We start from the raw sequence: 19,947 nt of genomic DNA on the forward strand, positions 1-19,947 counted from the left end.
GAATGCCTTTTCTGAAACAACAACAACGCAGTCGCCCCGCTGTCGACAGCCCGAGGCGAAGGACGCAATGCGTCCTTCGCCCTTCAGCATTCTCCTTGACAGCCACCAGCACCATACCTACTTATTGACCGACTGAAACAGCAAGGAGATATCAATGAGCTACGACATCAAGCTGGTGAAACTTGTCAGCGGAGACACCGTGATCGGCAAGTTCCTGCCGGAAGAAAACAAGATTGAAGAACCCGCCATCATCCAGACCGTGCCGACCCAGCAGGGCGTGCAGATGATGCTGCTTCCCTTCGGATATCCCTTTGATTCCGAAATGGAAGGTGAAATTTCCATGGATCACGTCATGTTCCAGTACAAGACCTGCCCCGAGGAACTCAAGACCAAGTACCTTGAGGCAGCCACGAACCTGACCCTGTCCTCTGGCGGACTGAACCTCGGCGGCGGAGCTGCCGGCGGCGGTTCCGGCAGCGGACTGATCATGAAGTAAGGAACAACAAACCTTTAAACTCCAGCGGGGTGGTTTCCCTTGAAAACCACCCCGCTTTTTGTGTCGCACCATGAAGGAACTGCTTCCCATCCTGCCCAGGCCCGCCCGATATCTCGGGTCCGAATGGGGCGTTGTCCGAAAGGACCCCGCCAAAGTGACCGCCCGGCTCGCCCTGGCGTTCCCGGACCTCTATGAAGTCGGCATGTCCTATCTCGGACAGAAGATTCTGGCTCATGTCGTCAACCTCCGGCCCGAATACTGGGCCGAGCGGGCCTACACGCCCTGCGAGGAGACCGCAGCAATCCTGCGCGAGCACAACACGCCTCTGGCCACACTGGAATCCGACACGCCCCTGGCCGACATGGACGTGATCGCCTTCAGCCTGACCCATGAGCTGTGCTATACCAACATCCTTTACATGCTCGATCTGGCTGGCATCCCGCTTCGCGCCGAGGACCGGGACGAATCCCATCCCCTGATCGTGGCTGGCGGCGGCGCGTGCTTCAACGCGGAACCCATGGCCCCGTTTTTCGACGCCATGGTGATCGGTGATGGAGAAAACGCCATCGTGGAGCTGCTGGACACGGTTGTCGCGGCTCGCGACAACAAAATTCCGCGCAAAGAACTGCTCCTGAAACTGGCCGAACTCCCGGGCATGTACATTCCCTCCTTTTTCGAGGAGCAGGAACCGGGCGGACCGGTCAAGGCGCTGATTCCGGGCCGGGAAATCGTGGAAAAGGCGATTGTGGAAGACCTGAACGCCATTTCCTTTCCCACGGGACAGGCCGTGCCCTTCGGACAGGCCGTGCACGACAGGTTGACCATGGAAATCGCACGCGGCTGCACGCGCGGCTGCCGATTCTGTCAGGCTGGCATGATCTACCGCCCGGTGCGGGAACGCGATCCGGAAAACCTGCACGACATTCTCATCAAGGGACTGGAGGAAACCGGGTTCGAGGAAACCTCCTTCCTTTCCCTGTCCACAGGCGATTTTTCGGCTCTGGACACCCTGTTCGCCCGCAGCTTCGACCACTGCGCCGCAGAACAGATTTCCATTTCCCTGCCCTCCCTGCGAGTGGGCTCACTGTCCGCGCCCATCATGGAACGCATTTCCAGCATCCGCCGAACCGGGGCGACCATTGCGCCCGAGGCCGGAAGCCAGCGCATGCGCGACGTGATCAACAAGGGCATCACCGAACCCGAGATCATGGACCATGTGCAGCTCCTGTTCGAAAACGGATGGCAATCGGTCAAACTCTATTTCATGATCGGCCTGCCCACGGAAACCGACGAGGATCTGGACGCGATTCTTGACCTGTGCACCAAGGTACGTCAGCTCGGCCGCAATCTCGGAGTCAAACGGCTTCAGATCACGGCTGCGGTCTCGCCCTTCGTGCCCAAGTCGCACACGCCGTTCCAATGGGAAGCGCAGATCGACCTTGAGGAAATCCAGCGTCGCATCGGCCATCTGCGCGACATATTCCGTCAGGAAAAGCAGATCAGGCTCAAGTACCACGAAGCGGAAATGAGCTTTCTGGAAGGCATTTTCTCCCGTGGCGATCGCAGATTGGCCGAGGTCGTGGAGCGCGCCTACAAGGCGGACGCACTTTTTTCCAGCTGGAAGGATCATCTTCAACTGGAACCGTACATGGAGGCCATGCGTGAATGCGGTCTGGACTGGCGCGAATTTCTGGGAGCGCGCGATCAGGAACGCGGACTGCCCTGGTCCCACCTGCACAGCGGCCTGAGCGAGACCTTCCTGCGCAAGGAACGGGAGCGGGCGCTCTCCGAAAAAATCACACAGGACTGTCGCTATCACGCATGCCGAAACTGTGGAGTCTGCAATTTCGACGCGCATGAATCCTCTCTGGAAAATCAGGCGCAATCCAAGGCAATTCATCCCAGAATCGTTTTCACGGAACGCGATCAGGAAGGCGAACAGCCCCCGTACAACGTGGAAAAGCCCGACCTGACGATCAAGGGTGGGCATTACCGCCTCTGGTTCACGAAACTCGGCCCGGCAGCTTACCTGAGCCAACTGGAGTTGCAGTCCGTCTTTGAACGGACCTTTCGCCGCGCCCGCCTGCCTCTGTCGTTTTCCGCCGGTTTTCACCCCATGCCGAGAATTTCCTTCGGCATGGCTCTGCCCGTCGGCGTGGAAAGCCGTGCGGAATGGCTCAACATATTCCTGCGGGAAGACATGGAACCGGTCGCCGTTGCCAAGCTGCTCAAGGGCTTGCTCCCGGAAGGCATCGACATGCTCAAGGCGGACAGGCTCTCCATGGGCAAGAAACAGCCCCAACAGGTGGAAGAGGTTTTCCGAATTTCATTCGCTGATGACAATTGCGTTGATCAATACATCAACCAGTGGATGAGCTTCCGGGACGCCAACGAGCTTTCCGTGGAAAAACTCACCAAGAAGGGCAAGGTGAAAAAGATCGATCTCCGCGCCATGACCAAAAGCGTGGAGCAAGTCGACAACACCGTTGAAGTGGTGTTCGATTGGCGCAACAGCTACATGAGCCCTCTGACCATTGCCCGGGCCGTAATGCCCGAGGCCACGCTGCTGGATTTCTCTCTTGTGAAAACAGCGCAGCGTTTCGATGCCAAGCTCTGATTCGCCTGAAATCACGTCCACACAATATGAAAAAGCCCTGGCAGCCGAAACTGCCGGGGCTTTCTTTTGCGTAAACTGTCAGCGGACCGTAACGCCCACCCGCCGATATACTTCAGGATTGCCGCCCGAAAGAGGCTCCATCTTCACGAGTACGTCCGTACGCCCCGCCTCCAGAGCCGTGAAGGAATACCGCACCCGGGGATGCTCCTCTTCGCCAGATTCCCGGATATGCCCGTCCAACCTCAATATGATCGGATCAAAGGCCGCCCCGACAATGCGGTACCCTTTTTCCAAAGGCACCGGACAATCCAGTACGATCCGTGCACCCACGTCCGCTTCCGTGGAAAATTCAAAACCGTTATCCAATTCCACAATTCGGGCTTCGGCGAACAAACCGCTTCCTCCGCCCCAACCGCAACCACACAAAAACAACAAAAGTGTCAAGATGACACATTTTTCCCCTGCGCCACTGAACAAAATTCGCCTTTTGCACATAATGGAATACTGCTCCAATCTATTGTAAAAAAAAAGTTTTACGTGTATGACAATTTCGTTTCCGTTCGGGCAGTATAACGCCTTCAGGCGACAAGGCAAATCCTGTTCCCGAGGGGGGAACGGAACGCCTCGAATTTCGAACGGACAGAGGAAAGGTTACGGTTCACGCCGCGGATGTCCGCGACATCACCAATCATGGAGGAAATCCCGTATGAAGTTCACCTCACTCAAATCAGCGGGCAAGCTTTCGCTCACGCTGCTTGCCATCATCGTCTCGGCGATGCTCCTCGCCGGTTGCGCCGGTGAAGAGAAAAAGGAGCCCGCGAAAAAAGCCGAAGCCACAACTCCGGCCAAGGCTCCGGAAAAGGTTGTCCTGAAACTGGCCATGGACGCCGACCCCGTCTCCCTTGACCCGCATGTTCAGCTTTCCGGCGGCATGCTCCAGTTCTCCCACATGGTTTTCGATCCGCTTATCCGCTGGACCCAGGACATGAAGTTCGAAGCCCGTCTGGCTGAAAAGTGGGAACGCATCGACGACCTGACCATGCGCTTTCACCTGCGCAAGGGCGTCAAGTTCCACTCCGGCAACGAGCTGACCGCCGAAGACGTGGTCTTCACCATGGAACGCCTGAAGAAGTCCGAGGACTACAAGGGGCTGTTCGAGCCGTTCGCCGGTGCCAAGGCCGTCGACGACTACACCGTGGACCTCGTGACCAAGAAGCCTTACGGTCTGGTCCTGAACATGGCCACCTACATCTTCCCCATGGACAAGAAGTTCTATTCGGGCGTGGATGACAAGGGCAAGCCCAAGGATGCCATCATCAAGACCGACTACTCCTACGCCAACACCCACGAATCCGGCACAGGTCCCTACACCGTGACCTACCGCGAACAGGGCGTGAAAAACGTCTTCACCCGCTTTGCCGACTACTGGGACAAGGATTCCGGCAATGTCGAGGAAATCGTGCTGACCCCCATCTCCAATGATGCGACCCGCGTGGCCGCCCTGCTCTCCGGCGACGTGGACTTCATCATGCCCGTGCCTCCGCAGGACCTGAACCGCGTGGAAACCACCGATGGTCTCCAGCTGGTGACCATGCCCGGCGCCCGCATCATCACCCTGCAGATGAACGGCAAGCGCAACCCGGCTCTGGCCAACGCCAAGGTCCGCAACGCCATTGTCTATGCCGTGGACAACGTGGGCATCGTGAGCAAGATCATGAAGGGCTTCGCCACTCCGGCCGCCCAGCAGGGCCCCAAGGGCTTTGTTTCCTACGTGCCTGAACTCCAGCCCCGCTACGATCTGGAAAAGGCCAAGAAGCTCATGAAGGAAGCCGGTTACGAAAACGGTTTCGAATGCACCATGATCTCCCCGAACAACCGCTACGTGAACGACGAAAAGATCGCCGAAGCCTTTGTTTCCATGGTTTCCAAGATCGGCATCAAGGTTTCCCTGAAGACCATGCCCAAGGCCCAGTACTGGGATCAGTTCGACGCCAAGGTTGCCGACATCCAGCTCATCGGCTGGCACCCGGACACCGAGGACTCCGCCAACTACACCGAATTCCTGCTGATGTGCCCGAACAAGGAAACCGGTTACGGTCAGTACAATTCCGGCGAATACTGCAACCCCAAGGTCGACGAGCTGACCATCGCCTCCCAGACCGAAACCGATCCTGCCAAGCGTGCCGCCATCCTGCAGGAAGTGGAAAAGATCCTCTTCGAGGAAGCCGCTTTCGTGCCGCTGCACTGGCAGAACCTGTCCTGGGGCTCCAAGGGCAACATGAACACCAAGGACGTGGTCAACGCCATGAACTTCCCCTACTTCGGCGACCTGGTCGTGAAGTAAGGATATCGGCGAACTTGCCAAAAAACGGAAATAACACTAAAGGGGAACCCCGATCTTTCGGGTGTTCCCCTTTAGGCCGAACACTTCACGGAGTTTCCCTGTCACGCTTTTGTCATAGGTTTGGGGATCTTAACAGGCGACAGTGGAAATTCGTTCCAGGATTGCACTCTGTTCACCGCATCAGCTTCGGAGGGCCTTCCGGCCTTTTTTCGCAAAGCAGCCTCCCCGGCAAGGTGAAGCGGATTCCTGAATTGTCAGGCCGTTTACAACAAATCGAGAGACCATGTTTGCCTTCACAGTAAAACGAATTATGCAAGCCGTGCTGGTCATGCTCATCATCAGCTTCATCGGGTTTGCCATCAAGCACAACTTCGGCGACCCGGTGCGAGAGCTGGTTGGTGAGCGCATCACGCCCGAGGAGCGGGCGCAGATTCGCGACCAGCTCGGCCTAAACGACCCGTTCGTGATCCAGTACGGCCGCTTTCTCAAAAACGCGGTGCACGGCGATCTGGGACGCAGCTACTTCTTCAAGAAGCCCGCTCTGGACGTCATCGTGCGCAAGGCTCCGGCCACGCTCGAACTGGTCATGACCTCGTCCCTGCTGATCGTCCTCCTTTCCATCCCGTTGGGCATCTACGCAGCCATCAAACCCAAGAGACTTTTCAGTCGGCTCGTCATGGGCGGATCGATCATCGGCGTGTCCATGCCCGTGTTTCTCACCGCCATTCTCATGATCTACCTGTTTTCCGTGGAACTGGGATGGCTACCATCATTCGGCCGGGGCGAGACCATCACCCTGTTCGGCGTTTGGGAAACGGGTCTGCTCACCTGGGACGGGCTCAAGCACCTGTTCATGCCGTCCATTGCCCTGTCCTCCATCATGCTGCCGCTCTTCATCCGTCTCATTCGTTCCGAAATGATGGAAGTTCTGGAAAGCGAATACGTCAAGTACGCCTGGGCCAAGGGCATCCGCCCGTGGCGCGTCTGGTTCGTCCACGCCTTCAAGAACACCCTGCTCCCGGTCATCACCGTGGGCGGCGTGCAGCTCGGCATCATGGTGGCCTTCACCATTCTCACGGAAACGGTCTTCAACTGGCAGGGCATGGGCTCCATGTTCATCGAATCCGTGGAACGCGCGGACACCGCCCTCATGGTGGCCTACCTCGTGTTCGTGGGCTTCATCTTCGTTCTGGTCAATACCGCGGTGGACCTCATCTACGGCCTGGTCAACCCGCAAGTTCGCGTGGCAGGGAGGAAATAGATGCGATCCAAATGGCAACGTTTCAGGGAATCCTATTTCCTTTACAGTTTTCTGCGCGACCCCATGGCCTACATCAGTTTCGCCATTCTTGTCGTGCTCTTCCTGTCCGCGTTCGGCGCGCCGATTCTGGCTCCGCACAACCCGTACGACACCACGACCATCGACATCATGGATGCGGAACTTCCGCCCGCATGGATGGCTGAAGGATCGTCCAACTTCCTGCTCGGCACCGACGCGCAGGGACGCGACATCCTGTCCACCATGCTCTACGGCATGCGCGTATCCATCATCATCGGCGTCGGCGCCGTGGCGCTTCAGGCATTCATCGGCATCGTGGTCGGTCTGCTTTCCGGATACATCCACAAGCTGGACAACATCCTGATGCGCATTGCGGACGTGCAGCTCTCCTTTTCCACATACATGGTCGCCATCTTCATCGGCGCCATTTTCCAGACCGCATTCGGCATCGCCAGCTACGAGGACGTGGCCGTTCCCCTGCTGATCATCATCATCGGTCTGGCCGAGTGGCCCCAGTACGCGCGCACGGTCCGTGCATCCGTGCTGGCGGAACGGAAGAAGGAATACGTGGAAGCCGCACGCGTCATCGGCCTGTCCAAGAGAAGAATCATGTGGCGGCACATTCTGCCGAACACCCTGTCTCCCGTGCTCGTCATCTCCACGGTGCAGGTGGCCAACGCCATCATGTCCGAAGCGGCCCTGTCCTTTCTCGGTCTGGGCATGCCCATCACCAAACCGTCCCTTGGCTCTCTCATCACCGCCGGATTCGAGTACATCTTCTCCGGTTCCTGGTGGATCACCATCTTCCCGGGCATCCTGCTGGTCGGTCTCATTCTGGTGATCAACCTGCTCGGCGACTGGGTCAGGGACTTCCTGAACCCCAAGCTCTACAAGGGGTAAAACGTGGAACAGCTACTCGACATACAGAATCTCAACGTGGACTTCGCCCTGCGCACCGGCACCCTGCGTGCCGTGCGGGACGTGAGTCTTTCGATACACAAGGGCGAACGTCTGGGGCTTGTCGGCGAATCCGGAGCCGGAAAATCCGTACTCGGCTTCTCCATCATCAACCTGATCTCCAAGCCCGGGTACATCGAATCCGGCAAGGTCATGTTTCAGGGACACGACATTTCCAAGTATTCCTACGACGAAATGCGCAAGATCAGGGGCAACCGGATATCCATGATCTTTCAGGACCCCATGATGACCCTGAACCCGGTCCTGACCATCGGGGCCCAGATGCGGGAGACCGTACTCGCGCACATGAAGGTTTCCAAGGCAGAGGCAGAGGCCATTTGTCTGGAAAAACTGAAAAAGGTCTACATTCCCTCTCCGGAAAAACGGCTGAACCAGTACCCGCACGAATTCTCGGGCGGCATGCGTCAGCGCATCGTCATCGCGATCTCTCTGCTCACATCGCCCAGCCTGATCATTGCGGATGAACCCACGACCGCACTGGACGTGACCATTCAGGCCGAAATCATGGACCTGCTGCTGGAGCTCTGCGAAACCGAAAACATGGGCCTGATCCTCATCACGCACGATCTGGCCGTGGTTTCCGAGGTCACGCAGCGCATCGCCGTGCTGTATGCCGGCCGGGTCGCGGAAATCGGCCCCACCGAACAGATCATCAACAACCCGCAGCATCCCTATACACAGGGTCTGCTCAGGGCATTGCCCCAGATGGCCGAAGGCTCCAATCGCCTCAACCAGATTCCGGGCATGATGCCCTCGCTGCTGAACATGCCGACGGGCTGTCCGTTCGAACCGCGATGTCCCATCCGCCTCGAACGGTGCAAACACGAGGTTCCCGCCCTGCGGGAACTGGCAACCGGCGCGCATGTGGCGTGCTTTGAAAGGGATTAGGAAGGATTCCCATGAGCATGTCCGAACAACCGATCCTGCATATCAACGACGTCGACAAGCACTTCGACATATCCGGTTCGTTTCTTGACCAACTCTCGCTGCGCGGTGGCAAGCTCACCCGCAAGCAGACCGTGGTCAAGGCCGTCAACCACGTCACTCTTGACGTTCACGAAGGCGAAACCCTGAGCGTGGTGGGCGAATCCGGCTGTGGCAAATCAACACTGGCGCGCACGGTCATGGGCCTGTATCACCCCAACCGGGGCGAAATATTCTACCGGGGCAAGCGCATCGATCAGCTCAGCGGCTCCACCAGACGGCCCTACCGCACCAGGATGCAGATGGTCTTTCAGGACCCCTACGCATCCCTGAACCCGCGCATGACGGTCCGCCAGATTCTCGAAGAACCCCTGCGCTTCCATCATCCGGAAATGAGCCGAGCCGAAGTCAAGGACCGCGTGGCCGAAGTCATCAGCGCGGTGGGCGTCGATCCGGTCTGGGCAGGCAACTACCCGCACGAGTTCTCCGGCGGCCAGCGCCAGCGCATCTCCATTGCCCGCGCACTGGTCCTCGGCCCGGAATTCATCGTGGCCGACGAACCCATTGCCGCTCTGGACGTGTCCATTCAGGCACAGATTCTGAATCTGCTCATGGATGCACAGGCCGAACGCAACCTGACCTACCTGTTCATCAGCCACGACCTGTCCGTGGTGGAACACATCTCCACCCGTGTGGCAGTCATGTACCTCGGCTGCCTGTGCGAACTCGGTCCGGTCAAGGAACTGTTTCACAATCCGCGCCATCCCTACACGCAGGCGCTGCTTTCCGCGATCCCCAAACTCGGCGGCACGGCCGGGGACCACATTCGTCTGTCCGGCGATGTGCCCACCCCCATCAACCTGCCGCCCGGCTGCGTTTTCAATGGACGTTGTCCGCATGCAAACGAACGCTGCCACACGGAAATCCCCAAGCACCAGAAGCTCGAATCCGGCGTGCAGCTCGCCTGCCACGCCGTCGAGGAAGGCAGAATATAGCCATTGAAAAAGGCCCATCCATCCGGATGGGCCTTTCTTCAGACAGGATCACAACATGCTCGGCAAACCGATTTCATGGAAAGTGTCATTGCCTCTTTTCAGCCTTGGCTTCGCCTGCATGGCGGGCTTTCGGCTTGTCGGTTCCAATGTGGACGACAACGGCATTCTTCATGAACCTTTCGCCCTGATCCCGCTCGGCTGGCTCTGCCTGCTGGCCGGAGCTGTCATCGCGTTTGCCAGCCTGCTACGCAAAGGACTCCGCAACCGTTGACAGTTCCCCGCAATCCACCAGTCACGGCTTGATGTAGGCAAATCCCTCGCGCTGCAAGTCCGCAATTTCCAGAATTCCGGCAGGCACGATTTCACAGGCCGCATTCAATTCTTCGGGCAGGATGTTGAAACCATTCAGGGCATTGTTGCACACCCGCAGCGAAAGCCCCTTCCTGGCAAGCTGTTCCAGCTTTTCGGCATGTTCCCCGTCCTTTTTCATGAATCTGATCGCCGGACCGTTGACAACCATGACCAGCGAACATTCCTCGCAGCTCAACGCATTGAAGACATTGCCCACATTGCTGATGGCAATATTCAAGTCCTCGGGGCCCTTGTCGACGTGAAAAAGAATCTTCCGATCCATGCTAATCATCCTCAGCATTGTTTTTTTGAAGGTTGTCGGCTCGCTCCCTGCTGTAGAAAACGGAAGCGAGTTCCGGATTCCGATCAAGAATTCTTGTCAGCATCCGGTCGTGAAAAGCTATTCGCACCAGTCCGCGCCGAATCAGGTACACGCCGAAAAAAAGCATTGCGGCGCAAAACAGATAAAAGACGAGCACCATCGTGCTCGACGCGAACTGATGGCCGAAACCAAGGGCTATCAGGAAGGAAATGATGGTCATGGAAAAAGCGCAAACCGCAATCCCGGAACGGAGCGTGGTATGCGCAGTCCGCTTCTCGGAAAGAATGACCATGATCTTCTGGTAGTCGACTCTTGAAATCTGACTGTCTGTCATTGAAATTCCGGTTGATTCAACTCATTCGGGACAGAAAGTTCTGCCCAGACTGCCAACAGGCCTTGCAATACGGCGTTGCCGTCCCCTTTTTCAAAGGAAAAAGGGACGGCAACGCCATTGAAATCGCGAACCGGACAAAAGCCCGTGGTTCGCATTTCAGGAAAGACCTTCCCTGCCAATGTGCGAAAAAAAGGATGAAAACGAAAAGGAGAAGAAACTCAAAGAATCAAATTCGCCTTGAGTTCCTCAAGGATATGTTCCTTTTCAAAGGGTTTGACCAGATAGCAGGAAGCATGGCTGCGAAAAAACGCCCTGCTAACGTTGGCGTCATCCACCAGAGCGGTAATCATGACCAGCTTGAACCGATCGCGCTCCTCAATGCCCAGACGGTCCTCGCGGTCCCGCATCAGTTCGGCGCACTGATGCCCATCCATGCCCGGCATGAGAATATCCATGAACACGGCATGATACGGTTTTTCAACCACATGGGCAGCATCGAACATTTCCAATGCCTTTGGCCCGGAAAACGCGAAATCGCAATTCGCAAACCGGGAAAGCACCATGTCCAGATAAAGGTGAACGCTTTCGTCGTCGTCGACAATCAGGACTCGCACTGCATGACTCCGGATGGGCGATGATGAAGCAGGGCCGGACCGCGCCTTGGCAGCCCGGCCTTTTCAACCTGACTCAACGGCGGATCAGATTTCCACGCCGTATTTTTTCAAGGCAGCCATGCCGCCCTGCACATTGACCACGTCGTCGTAGCCGCTGGCATCCAGCATGATCTGCGCTTCATAGGAACGCGCACCGGTGTTGCACACCAGCACGATCCGCTTGTCCCTGGGGATTTCGTCCAGCCGCTGGTAAATCTCGCCCTGAGGCACGTTGTGCCACCGGCCGGGGTTGCGCTCCATGCAGGGCTCCGCATTGGGCAGCTCCCGGCAATCCAGAAAAAAGCAATCGTCCGCATCCCTGTTGTTCCAAAGCTCGACAAACCCGTCCGGTCCCATGCCCCGATTGATGCCGCGAAGCACATTGTCCGCGAGATTGCCCAAGGTATTCACGATGTCCATGGCCGAAGCAAACGGCGGGGAATAGGCGAACTCCATGTTGGCTATGTCGTCAATGGTCGCATGAAACTTGAGCAGCGCGGCAACCGCATTGATGCGCCCCACGGTTGCATCGCCCGAAGTGCCGAATCCCTGAATGCCAAGCACACGGCGGGTGGGCTTCTCCACGACCAGTTCCAAGGTCATGAGATCCTTGGTCGGATAGAAATGCGCACGGTCCATCTGGGTCAGCAGCACGCTGAAGGCATCGAACCCTGCGTCCTTTGCCGCATCAAGGGACAGACCGCTTCCGGCCATGGATGTTTCAAACATCTTGACCACGAAAGACCCGGTCGCCCCGTCGAACGTGGCATTCTCGCCAGCCAGATTGTTGCCGATCACCCGACCCTGACGATTGGCCATGGAGCCGAGAGGCAGGAAAAACGGTTTGTCCGTAATGAGATGCCTGATGATGGCGCAGTCGCCACCAGCATAGATATCGGGGTCGCTGGTGCGCATGTGTTCGTCAACGAATACGCCGCCGCGATCATGCACGTTCAATCCGGCTTCCCTGGCCAGATCGGAACTGGGCACCACGCCCGCCGCGATGATGACCACATCGGCATCAAGGGTGCGCTTGCTGGTCACCACCCGGGTCACCTTGCCATCCTCGCCCTCAATGCGCTCCACGGTCTCACCGAAGTGGAACTGCACACCCTGCTCTTCCATGTGGTGCTGACCCATCTGCGCCATGGCCGGGCTCACGAGTCTGGGCATGATCTGCCCGGTGATTTCCACCACCGTGGTATCGATGCCCCACATGTCGGCAAAGGCTTCGGCCATTTCCAACCCGATGAAACCGGCACCCACGATCACGGCACTTCCAACCTCGCCCCTGGTCACACGCTCGCGGATGCGCACGGCATCATGAGGAGTGGACACGTAACTGACACCATCGAGGTCCTCGCCGGGCAGCCCCAGCTTGCGGGGCGTGGCTCCTGTGGCAATGACCAGCTTGTCGTAATCCAGAACGTCGGTTTCACCTGTGACCACATTCCGAATATGCACCTGCTTCCGGTCCCGATCGATGGAGGTGGCCCTGGTCAGGGTCCGAACATCGATATCCTTGACAGCCTTGAAGAACTCGGGAGAGCGCTCCATGTGAAAGCTGGTGGTGCGAAGCTGGACTTCGTCCGAGACATCGCCAGAAACATAATACGGAATCCCGCATCCCCCGTAGGAGATGACGTCGCTCTGATCGATCATGGTCACCCTGGAACCGGGCTCCAGACGCTTGAACCGGCAGGCGGCCTTGGGCCCCAAGGCAACACCGCCGATCACGACAACATGCTGTGCCATCTACTTGCCCTCAATGGTTTGTAGGTTGTCTGCTCACCCTATGAAAGACGTGAGCGCATCGCCGAGGCGGCCGATGCCGACCCTGATGCGGTCCTCATCCGAATTGGAATAATTCAGGCGCAGCGTGTTCTCGCCGGAACCGTCCACATAGAACGGTCTGCCCGGAACGAACGCCACTTTCCGTTCAATGGCAATGTCGAACAGGTCCATGGACACCGTACCTTCGGGAAGCGTGACCCAAAGGAACATGCCGCCCTCGGGCCGGGTAACCTCCACGCTGGCGGGAAAGCAGTCCTCAATGGCCTTGACCATCACGCCCCGCTGCCTGCCATAGCATTCGCGGATTCGTTCAATATGCCGATCGAGGTCGTTGTGCTGCAGATAGTCGCGCATGATGGCCTGCGCCAAGGTGCTGGTGTGCAGGTCGGACGCCTGCTTGGCAATGACCAGCTTGTCGCGGATTTCCTGCGGAGCCACGACCCAGCCGATGCGATAGCCCGGAGCCGCCACCTTGGAAAACGATCCGCACAGCAGGCTCGGACCGGTGCGGAAGGAGTACACGGGCGGCAGATGCTCGCCCAGAAACCGCAATTCGCCGTAGGGGTCGTCCTCGACGAACACCACGTCGTAGCGGTCCATGAGCTCGGCCACGGCCTTGCGCTTTTCCAGAGAATAGCTCAGGCCGGACGGATTCTGAAAATTGGGAACCGCGTAGAAGACGCGGGCACCATCCTTGAATGCCGCTTCAAGCTCTTCGAGATCCGGTCCGTCACTCTCCAGTGAAACCGGAACGAACTCGGGCTCGAAAAAGGAAAAGGCCTGAATCGCACCCAGATAGCCCGGACGCTCGATAACGACCTTGTCGCCCTTGTCGAGCAGAATCTTGCCCACAAGATCAAGACATTGCTGGGAACCAGTGGAAATCAGGATGTCATCCGGTCCCACGTCGAGTCCCTTTTGGGTACGATAGCGATCCGCGATCCATTGGCGCAAAGCGGGATCGCCCTCGGTGGTGGAATACTGCAGTGCGGAGCGTCCGGTATTGGACAGTACGCGGCTGGCCGCCTCTTCCATCTCGGCCACGGGAAAAAGGGCCGGGTTGGGGAGCCCGCCAGCAAAGGAAATGATTTCCGGATCGGCGGTGACTTTCAGGATTTCACGAATGAACGAACGATGAACAGAGCCCATGCGACGGGCGAATTTCTGAGACATAACAAGCTCCTCCAAACTAGAGTATCGGGCATACCCCGAATCCATCCCGGAAGCAAGACGCAACACCATTTAATCCGGGCGGTTCAATATGCCGATCTCGAATGTAATTCGGGGCCGACACGATGTCGGCCCCGGGAGGAGGAAGAGGAGCATGCACAATTCGTGCTGCAACAAGTCAGCCTAGTTGAGCTGGTGCTCAAGCCACGACCGGATTTCAGGCGTGGGGGCATATACGCCCTTGTGGCGCCCGGTCGATTCGAGAAAGCGCTGTGCCAGATCAGTCGGCAGAGCCACTTCAGCCAGTTCCCGGGCTTCCTCGGAATTCCTGCGGATCAGTATGGCTCTGGGCTTCTCGTCCCAGGCATACACCACGAAATACGTACTGTGGTCGGCCTTGGAGGTGACGGGCTTGTGCTCGGCATGCCACGAGTTGTTTCCCCATTCCAGATACATGGTCACAGCATCCTCGGGGGTCATGTTCCAGTCGATATCCATATTTCTGAAATTTCTCAGGCTACCCATGAGTCCTCCTGATTTTTTCACAGTTGAAAATTGATGTTGAACTTGAGTTAATAATAACTATTACCATTCAAGTGTCAACAACTTTCCTGACGTGAAAAAACGCCGCAAAACCGGAAAATTCCCCATCGACAAATCAGGCGGTAAATTGGACACAACAAAGCCTTTCCCCGCCCGGGACGGGGAAAGGCGTACTGGAAAAGTCGATCAGGTGCGAAGTCGAAAGTCGGGATAAATCCCGGGACAACGTGAATCAGAGGCAGAAGATCGGCAGGCCAAGAGAAAGGGGCCGAAACGGCCCCTTATCGTTACTCCTTTTCAGGAGACCAGTTCGGGTCGCGATATTTCTCGGGATTATAGAGTCGCCAATCCTTGCCGTCTTCATACTTTTCGTCGGCGCCCGGAAACGGGACATAGGTACGGGACTCGTTCTCGTCGTGGTAACAATCGTAGCTTTCGTTCACGCGTTGTTCCATGTTTAAACCCTCTTTTATAAAAGGTTTTCCCTTGGAAATAATATAAAATTACCAGGGCGGACGGCTGCGTCGTCCGCCCCCTAGGTGAACAATTTACCCGATCGTGTCAAGCCTCGGTTTGGCATAAAGTTCGCCCCCGTGGCAATCATTGATGACAAGCAGCGGAAAATCCTCGACTTTCATTTCGCGAACAGCTTCGGGGCCAAGCTCTTCGAACGCGATCACACGGGACTCCTTGATGCACTTGGAGAGCAAGGCACCTGCCCCGCCGGTGGCACCGAAGTACACGGCCTTGTGTTCGCACATGGCGCCCCTGACTTCCTGAGCGCGCTTGCCCTTGCCAATGGATGCCTTCAGCCCCAAGGCATGCAGTCTGGGTGCGAACGAATCCATGCGATAGCTCGTGGTCGGTCCGGCCGCGCCGATGGAACGGCGGCCGGAGGCGCAGGACTGGGGCCGACATAATATATTGCCGCGCCCCTGAGATCGAAAGGCAGGTCCTCGCCCTTGTCGAGCAGATCGAAAAGCCGCTTGTGGGCCGCATCGCGCGAGGAATAGATGGTCCCGGACAGAAACACCACGTCTCCGGCCCGGAGCTGTTCGATGTCCTCGTCGGTCAATGGAGTGGAAAGCCTGTGTTCAGCCATCAGAGCACCACCTCCTTGTGCCGCTGGGAATGGCACTGCACGTTCACGGCCAGAGGCAGGCTGGCCAGATGACAGGGTTCCACCGTGATCTTGACGTCCAGCACCGAGGTCTTGCCGCCCAGTCCCATGGGACCGATGCCGAGCTTGTTGATCTCGTCCCTGAGTTCCTTTTCCATGGCCGCGATCTTCGGATCGGGATGCGTGTCCCCGATCTCGCGCATCAGGGCCTTCTTGGCGATGCGTGCGGCATGATCGAAGGTACCGCCGATGCCGATGCCCAGAATGGTGGGCGGACACGGATTGGGACCGGCCTCGGCCATGCGGTTGATGACGAAATCCTTGATGCCTTCCCAACCCTGAGCCGGAGCAAGCATGGTCACGCGGCTCATGTTCTCGGAACCGCCGCCCTTGGCCATGTAGGTGAGTTTGATCCTGTCGCCGGGCACCATGTCGAAATGGATGACCGCAGGCGTATTGTCCCCGGTATTGGCCCGGGTCAGGGGATCGCATGCGGACTTGCGCAGGAAGCCATCCGCATATCCCTTGCGCACACCGTCGTTGATGGCATCCTTGAGATTGCCGCCCGCCACCTTCACGTCATCACCGACTTCCGCAAAGATCACGGCCAATCCGCAATCCTGACACAACGGCAACTTGGTCTCGTATGCAAGGTCCGCGTTCTCAAGCAACTGGCGCAGGACCTCCTTGGCGGCCGGGGAATCCTCGTCGGCCATGGCCTGTTCCAGTGCCTTGCGCACATCCTGCGGCAGCTCGGTGTTCCCCTCCATGCACATGCGGGCAACAGCGTCCACCACGTCCGAATACACTATTTCTCTCATAAGCAAACTCCTCGGACCGGAAGCATGAACGCAAATGCACTCCGCCGGTCGTCATTCACGAATCCTGGGGTGATGGTTGCAGCACATCGAGCCGACGCGAACCGCTCGCAGGCTGTCCAGCTTTTTCCAATCATTCCGATAAAAAAGCCACCCACCAATTCAGGCCCGTATAGGGCACCGTCCCCGACTTGTCCATACGTTCAACAAACAAAACAGGAAACCGGGCACTGTTTTTCCGGTCCGTTTTCCGCAAAAAACGGTTCCACCCTTGTGCACGCGCCCTTTCTAAGGTTATCAACCGCAGGCAGACGAAACATGCGCTCCACGGGGATTCCGCCCCCTGAAAAAAACGGAAGCGGCTTGCCCCTCACGCAGTGCGTACTTATACTTTTCCGAAACACGTCAAAAAGGAATACCTCTTGAATATTTCAACAAACGCTCAAGCCAAGAACCACGGAGTTGAACAATGCTCAAAAAGCTGCTGCTTCTGGGAGGAACGCTCATGATCCTTTCCGGTTGCGTCGCCAACATGCAGAAACGAACCGAGACCGCTGCCGACCCGCTGCCGGGTCTGCTCCAGTCCGTAGCGCGGGGAGAGGCCAGCGTGGTCAAGCTCAAGAACGGCCTGACCGTTCTCATCAAGGAGGACGACAGATTTCCCCTGGCCAACGTCCGCCTCTACGTGCACGCCGGGTCCGGATACGAGAACCCGAAGATTGCGGGCATCAGCCACCTGCTGGAGCACATGGTCTTCAAGGGCACGGAAAAACGCGGCCCGGGCCAATCCGCACGTGACGCGGAATCCGCTGGCGGCAGCATGAACGCGGCCACCAGCTTCGACTACACCATGTATTACGTGGAGGTCCCGGCCGACAAGTACGCTCTGGGCATGGACATTGTCACGGACATGGCCTTCAACGCAAAGATCGATCCCGGCGAATTGTCCAGTGAAAAGGAAGTCGTGCTGGCGGAGCTGGCCCGCGGCGAGGACAATCCCGGCAGCAAGATATTCAAGTCGCTTCAGTCCATGATCTGGAAGGGCACGAGCTACGAATGGCCCATCATCGGCTTCGAGGAGACGGTTCGCAGCCTCTCCGACAAGGATATTCACGCCTACATCGACGAATTCTACCAGCCCCAGTCCATGCTTCTGGCCGTGGTCGGCAAGGTTGATCCGAAAAAGGTGCTGGCCGAGGCCGAAGCCCTGCTTGGCGACAGGAAGAATACCCGTCCGGTTTTGCCGCCCGAGCCCATCGCAGTGCCCGAAACCGGCAGCGGTCCGCAGGTGGTCAAGCTGGAGGGCAACTGGAACAAGGTCTATCTCGGCGCAGCCCTGCCCATTCCCCACGGTTCCTCCGCGGAGATTCCGGTTCTGGAAATGCTGGCGCAGATTCTCGGTGGCGACGACACCTCGCGTCTCTATCGCAAGTTCAAGTACGAAGAGCAGCTCGTGGATGACATTTCCATGGGCCCGCTGTCTCTGGAACGCGGCGGCATGATGTACATCTTCGCCACGCTGGACGCGGACAAGGTGGAGCCGTTCTGGGACGGCCTGATGCGCGAACTGGACTCCTTCGATCCGGCAAGCATCACGGATCAGGAAATCGAGCGCGCCCGCCTGAATCTGGAAGACTCCATGTTTCTGGCCAAGGAGACCCTTTCCGGCCTTGCCGGCAAACTGGGCTACTTCCAGTTCTTCGAAAACGGCATTCAGGCGGAAAACAACTACCTCTTCGGCCTGCAGCAGACCGGACGACGCGAACTGGGCGAGCTGTACGAAAAATACTTCACTCCGGAAAAGATGGCCGTGACCGTGCTGGTGCCCGAGGGCAACGGGGTGGACGCGGATCGAATTCGCGAGATCACCGAACTTCGGTGGCCTCTGGAACGAAAGGCAGAGACCCGGGCCGTTGCAGCCAGCAACGGTGAACGGGAAATAGCCCTGCCCGGAGGCAGCAGGCTGATACTCCTTCCGGACACCACCCTGCCCTACACGGCCATGAGCCTGTTCTGGACCGGCGGCGACGGTCTGCTCTCCCCGGATCAGGCCGGGCTTGCCGCACTGACGGCAAACGCACTGACGCGCGGCACGACCAGAATGTCGGCCACGGAAATCGAAGACTACCTTTCGGACCGGGCCTCCAGCGTGGCCGCTTCGGCAGCACGCAACGCATTTGCTCTGGAAGCCAAGTTCCCCAGCCGCTTCACCGGCGAACTGCTGCCCCTGCTCCGGGACATCCTGACCTCTCCGGCCTGGAACGGCGAAGAGATTGCACGGGCCAAGCAGGACCAGACAGCCGCAATCGAACGCCGCGAAGACACGCCGCTGGGCCTTGCCTTCCGCCGCCTGTTCCCGTTCCTGTTCAAAACCGCGCCGTACTCCATGCTCCATCAGGGCACCGAGGAACAGATCACGAACTTTGCGGCCCCGGACATCATGGGCTTCTGGGCACGCCAGTCCATGCAGCCTTTTGTCATGGCGGTCTGCGGAGACTTTGACGAAAAGACCGTCGAGGAGTTCGCGGCAGGTCTGTCCCGCGACCTCACCGACCCGGGCATGGGCTACGACTTCGTGACCCCGGAATGGGGAACGGACAGGGAAGAAACCCTGCATCTCCCGGACCGCAACCAGTCGCATCTGCTCATGGTCTTCCCGGCTCCGGGCAAGACCGACATGGAAACCACGGCGCGGCTCAACGTGCTCAAGGCCGCACTCAACGGCCAGAGCGGCCTGCTCTTCCGCGACATGCGCGACAAGCAGGGACTGGGCTACACCGTGACCAGCATTCCGTGGCAGGGAAAGCACGCGGGTCTGCTCGCCCTGTACATCGGCACGTCGCCGGACAAGACCGAACAGGCTCTGGACGGCTTCCGCAAGGTTGCGGAAGACCTGCGCACCACGCTCCTGCCCGAGGCGGAGCTGGAACGCGCCCGCAACATCCTGACCGGAGAATACTATCAGGAACACCAATCCCTCATGGCCCGCAGCCGTCAGGCCGCCAGTCTGGAAATCCGGGGTTTCGACCGCAATCTGGATCAGGAAATCATCGAACGCGCCAAACTGGTCACACCCGAGGACATTCGCGAGCTCGCCCGAGCCATTCTGGATCCGGAAAAGGCGTACCTCATGAAGGTACAGCCCTAGAAGCCATCCCGCACAACCACGCATTCAAGGGGAGCCGACATCGGCTCCCCTTTTTCGTATC

18 protein-coding genes and 1 pseudogene are annotated in these 19,947 nt (G+C 58.1%); 9 read left to right on the forward strand and 10 right to left on the reverse strand.

The window, feature by feature from the left end; translation table 11 throughout:
* The first annotated feature begins 154 nt into the window (after positions 1–154).
* Both MPN23_RS05680 and MPN23_RS05685 read left to right on the forward strand, forming a co-directional pair.
* Positions 155–496, forward strand: a complete 342-nt coding sequence (locus MPN23_RS05680) for a hypothetical protein (RefSeq protein WP_243546709.1) — start codon at positions 155–157, stop codon at positions 494–496.
* A 70-nt stretch (positions 497–566) separates the two neighbouring features.
* On the forward strand, positions 567–3,113 hold the full coding sequence (locus tag MPN23_RS05685) for a TIGR03960 family B12-binding radical SAM protein (protein WP_243546711.1): 2,547 nt from the start codon (positions 567–569) through the stop codon (positions 3,111–3,113).
* A gap of 78 nt (positions 3,114–3,191) precedes the next feature.
* Here the strand turns inward: MPN23_RS05685 and MPN23_RS05690 are convergent, their stop codons facing one another.
* Positions 3,192–3,443 carry a hypothetical protein gene (locus MPN23_RS05690; RefSeq protein ID WP_243546712.1) on the reverse strand — a complete coding sequence of 84 codons (252 nt, stop codon included), beginning with the start codon at positions 3,441–3,443 and terminating at the stop codon, positions 3,192–3,194.
* A 376-nt stretch (positions 3,444–3,819) separates the two neighbouring features.
* Here MPN23_RS05690 and MPN23_RS05695 point away from each other — a divergent pair, with 376 nt between their 5' ends.
* From MPN23_RS05695 to MPN23_RS05720, 6 genes are all read left to right on the forward strand, one after another.
* Positions 3,820–5,457, forward strand: a complete 1,638-nt coding sequence (locus MPN23_RS05695) for an ABC transporter substrate-binding protein (RefSeq protein ID WP_243546714.1) — start codon at positions 3,820–3,822, stop codon at positions 5,455–5,457.
* Positions 5,458–5,740: 283 nt separating this feature from the next.
* Positions 5,741–6,718 carry an ABC transporter permease gene (locus MPN23_RS05700; RefSeq protein ID WP_243546715.1) on the forward strand — a complete coding sequence of 326 codons (978 nt, stop codon included), beginning with the start codon at positions 5,741–5,743 and terminating at the stop codon, positions 6,716–6,718.
* A complete protein-coding gene (locus tag MPN23_RS05705; RefSeq protein ID WP_243546716.1) occupies positions 6,719–7,636 on the forward strand; it encodes an ABC transporter permease in 918 nt (305 codons plus the stop codon).
* A gap of 3 nt (positions 7,637–7,639) precedes the next feature.
* The gene (locus tag MPN23_RS05710) at positions 7,640–8,602 is read left to right on the forward strand and encodes an ABC transporter ATP-binding protein (RefSeq protein WP_243546717.1); all 963 of its coding nucleotides are present in this window, start codon (positions 7,640–7,642) and stop codon (positions 8,600–8,602) included.
* Between the two features lie 17 nt (positions 8,603–8,619).
* Complete coding sequence (locus MPN23_RS05715) at positions 8,620–9,633, forward strand: ABC transporter ATP-binding protein (protein ID WP_243547355.1); 1,014 nt, start codon at positions 8,620–8,622, stop codon at positions 9,631–9,633.
* An 88-nt stretch (positions 9,634–9,721) separates the two neighbouring features.
* Positions 9,722–9,904, forward strand: a complete 183-nt coding sequence (locus MPN23_RS05720) for a DUF3955 domain-containing protein (RefSeq protein ID WP_243546718.1) — start codon at positions 9,722–9,724, stop codon at positions 9,902–9,904.
* 21 nt (positions 9,905–9,925) lie between these two features.
* On the opposite strand, the gene MPN23_RS05725 is transcribed toward MPN23_RS05720, so the two are convergent.
* The 9 genes and pseudogenes from MPN23_RS05725 to MPN23_RS05765 all read right to left on the reverse strand — a co-directional run bounded on the left by MPN23_RS05725 (position 9,926) and on the right by MPN23_RS05765 (position 16,741).
* Positions 9,926–10,267, reverse strand: coding sequence for a DsrE family protein (locus MPN23_RS05725; protein WP_243546720.1), 342 nt, complete (start codon positions 10,265–10,267; stop codon positions 9,926–9,928).
* 1 nt (position 10,268) lies between these two features.
* On the reverse strand, positions 10,269–10,640 hold the full coding sequence (locus tag MPN23_RS05730; protein WP_243546725.1) for a hypothetical protein: 372 nt from the start codon (positions 10,638–10,640) through the stop codon (positions 10,269–10,271).
* 218 nt (positions 10,641–10,858) lie between these two features.
* Complete coding sequence (locus MPN23_RS05735; protein WP_243546727.1) at positions 10,859–11,254, reverse strand: response regulator; 396 nt, start codon at positions 11,252–11,254, stop codon at positions 10,859–10,861.
* Between the two features lie 84 nt (positions 11,255–11,338).
* On the reverse strand, positions 11,339–13,048 hold the full coding sequence (locus MPN23_RS05740; protein WP_243546729.1) for an FAD-dependent oxidoreductase: 1,710 nt from the start codon (positions 13,046–13,048) through the stop codon (positions 11,339–11,341).
* A gap of 33 nt (positions 13,049–13,081) precedes the next feature.
* Positions 13,082–14,260, reverse strand: coding sequence for an aminotransferase-like domain-containing protein (locus MPN23_RS05745; protein WP_243546731.1), 1,179 nt, complete (start codon positions 14,258–14,260; stop codon positions 13,082–13,084).
* 180 nt (positions 14,261–14,440) lie between these two features.
* Positions 14,441–14,782 carry a DVU0772 family protein gene (locus tag MPN23_RS05750; protein ID WP_243546732.1) on the reverse strand — a complete coding sequence of 114 codons (342 nt, stop codon included), beginning with the start codon at positions 14,780–14,782 and terminating at the stop codon, positions 14,441–14,443.
* 305 nt (positions 14,783–15,087) lie between these two features.
* Positions 15,088–15,255 (reverse strand): hypothetical protein, encoded by a 168-nt coding sequence (locus MPN23_RS05755; RefSeq protein WP_243546733.1) that lies wholly within the window; start codon positions 15,253–15,255, stop codon positions 15,088–15,090.
* Between the two features lie 93 nt (positions 15,256–15,348).
* Positions 15,349–15,902 (reverse strand): annotated as a pseudogene (locus MPN23_RS05760) (Fe-S-containing hydro-lyase).
* Positions 15,902–16,741, reverse strand: a complete 840-nt coding sequence (locus MPN23_RS05765) for a fumarate hydratase (RefSeq protein WP_243546734.1) — start codon at positions 16,739–16,741, stop codon at positions 15,902–15,904. The pseudogene MPN23_RS05760 and the gene MPN23_RS05765 overlap by 1 nt, the downstream one beginning before the upstream one ends.
* A 466-nt stretch (positions 16,742–17,207) precedes the next feature.
* On the opposite strand from MPN23_RS05765, the gene MPN23_RS05770 reads away from it, so the two are divergent.
* Positions 17,208–19,886, forward strand: a complete 2,679-nt coding sequence (locus MPN23_RS05770; protein ID WP_243546736.1) for a M16 family metallopeptidase — start codon at positions 17,208–17,210, stop codon at positions 19,884–19,886.
* Positions 19,887–19,947 lie beyond the last annotated feature (61 nt).

The organism is Pseudodesulfovibrio tunisiensis (genome assembly GCF_022809775.1).
GTDB classification, from domain to species: domain Bacteria; phylum Desulfobacterota; class Desulfovibrionia; order Desulfovibrionales; family Desulfovibrionaceae; genus Pseudodesulfovibrio; species Pseudodesulfovibrio tunisiensis.

Excerpts from the sequence above, each read along its gene's own strand:
- MPN23_RS05695 (WP_243546714.1), top strand. The coding sequence starts at position 3,820 with ATGAAGTTCACCTCACTCAAATCAGCGGGCAAGCTTTCGCTCACGCTG.
- MPN23_RS05715 (WP_243547355.1), top strand. The coding sequence starts at position 8,620 with ATGTCCGAACAACCGATCCTGCATATCAACGACGTCGACAAGCACTTC.
- MPN23_RS05685 (WP_243546711.1), top strand. The coding sequence starts at position 567 with ATGAAGGAACTGCTTCCCATCCTGCCCAGGCCCGCCCGATATCTCGGG.
- MPN23_RS05755 (WP_243546733.1), bottom strand. The coding sequence starts at position 15,255 with ATGGAACAACGCGTGAACGAAAGCTACGATTGTTACCACGACGAGAAC.
- MPN23_RS05705 (WP_243546716.1), top strand. The coding sequence starts at position 6,719 with ATGCGATCCAAATGGCAACGTTTCAGGGAATCCTATTTCCTTTACAGT.
- MPN23_RS05750 (WP_243546732.1), bottom strand. The coding sequence starts at position 14,782 with ATGGGTAGCCTGAGAAATTTCAGAAATATGGATATCGACTGGAACATG.
- MPN23_RS05765 (WP_243546734.1), bottom strand. The coding sequence starts at position 16,741 with ATGAGAGAAATAGTGTATTCGGACGTGGTGGACGCTGTTGCCCGCATG.
- MPN23_RS05680 (WP_243546709.1), top strand. The coding sequence starts at position 155 with ATGAGCTACGACATCAAGCTGGTGAAACTTGTCAGCGGAGACACCGTG.
- MPN23_RS05745 (WP_243546731.1), bottom strand. The coding sequence starts at position 14,260 with ATGTCTCAGAAATTCGCCCGTCGCATGGGCTCTGTTCATCGTTCGTTC.
- MPN23_RS05700 (WP_243546715.1), top strand. The coding sequence starts at position 5,741 with ATGTTTGCCTTCACAGTAAAACGAATTATGCAAGCCGTGCTGGTCATG.
- MPN23_RS05770 (WP_243546736.1), top strand. The coding sequence starts at position 17,208 with ATGCTCAAAAAGCTGCTGCTTCTGGGAGGAACGCTCATGATCCTTTCC.
- MPN23_RS05730 (WP_243546725.1), bottom strand. The coding sequence starts at position 10,640 with ATGACAGACAGTCAGATTTCAAGAGTCGACTACCAGAAGATCATGGTC.
- MPN23_RS05740 (WP_243546729.1), bottom strand. The coding sequence starts at position 13,048 with ATGGCACAGCATGTTGTCGTGATCGGCGGTGTTGCCTTGGGGCCCAAG.
- MPN23_RS05725 (WP_243546720.1), bottom strand. The coding sequence starts at position 10,267 with ATGGATCGGAAGATTCTTTTTCACGTCGACAAGGGCCCCGAGGACTTG.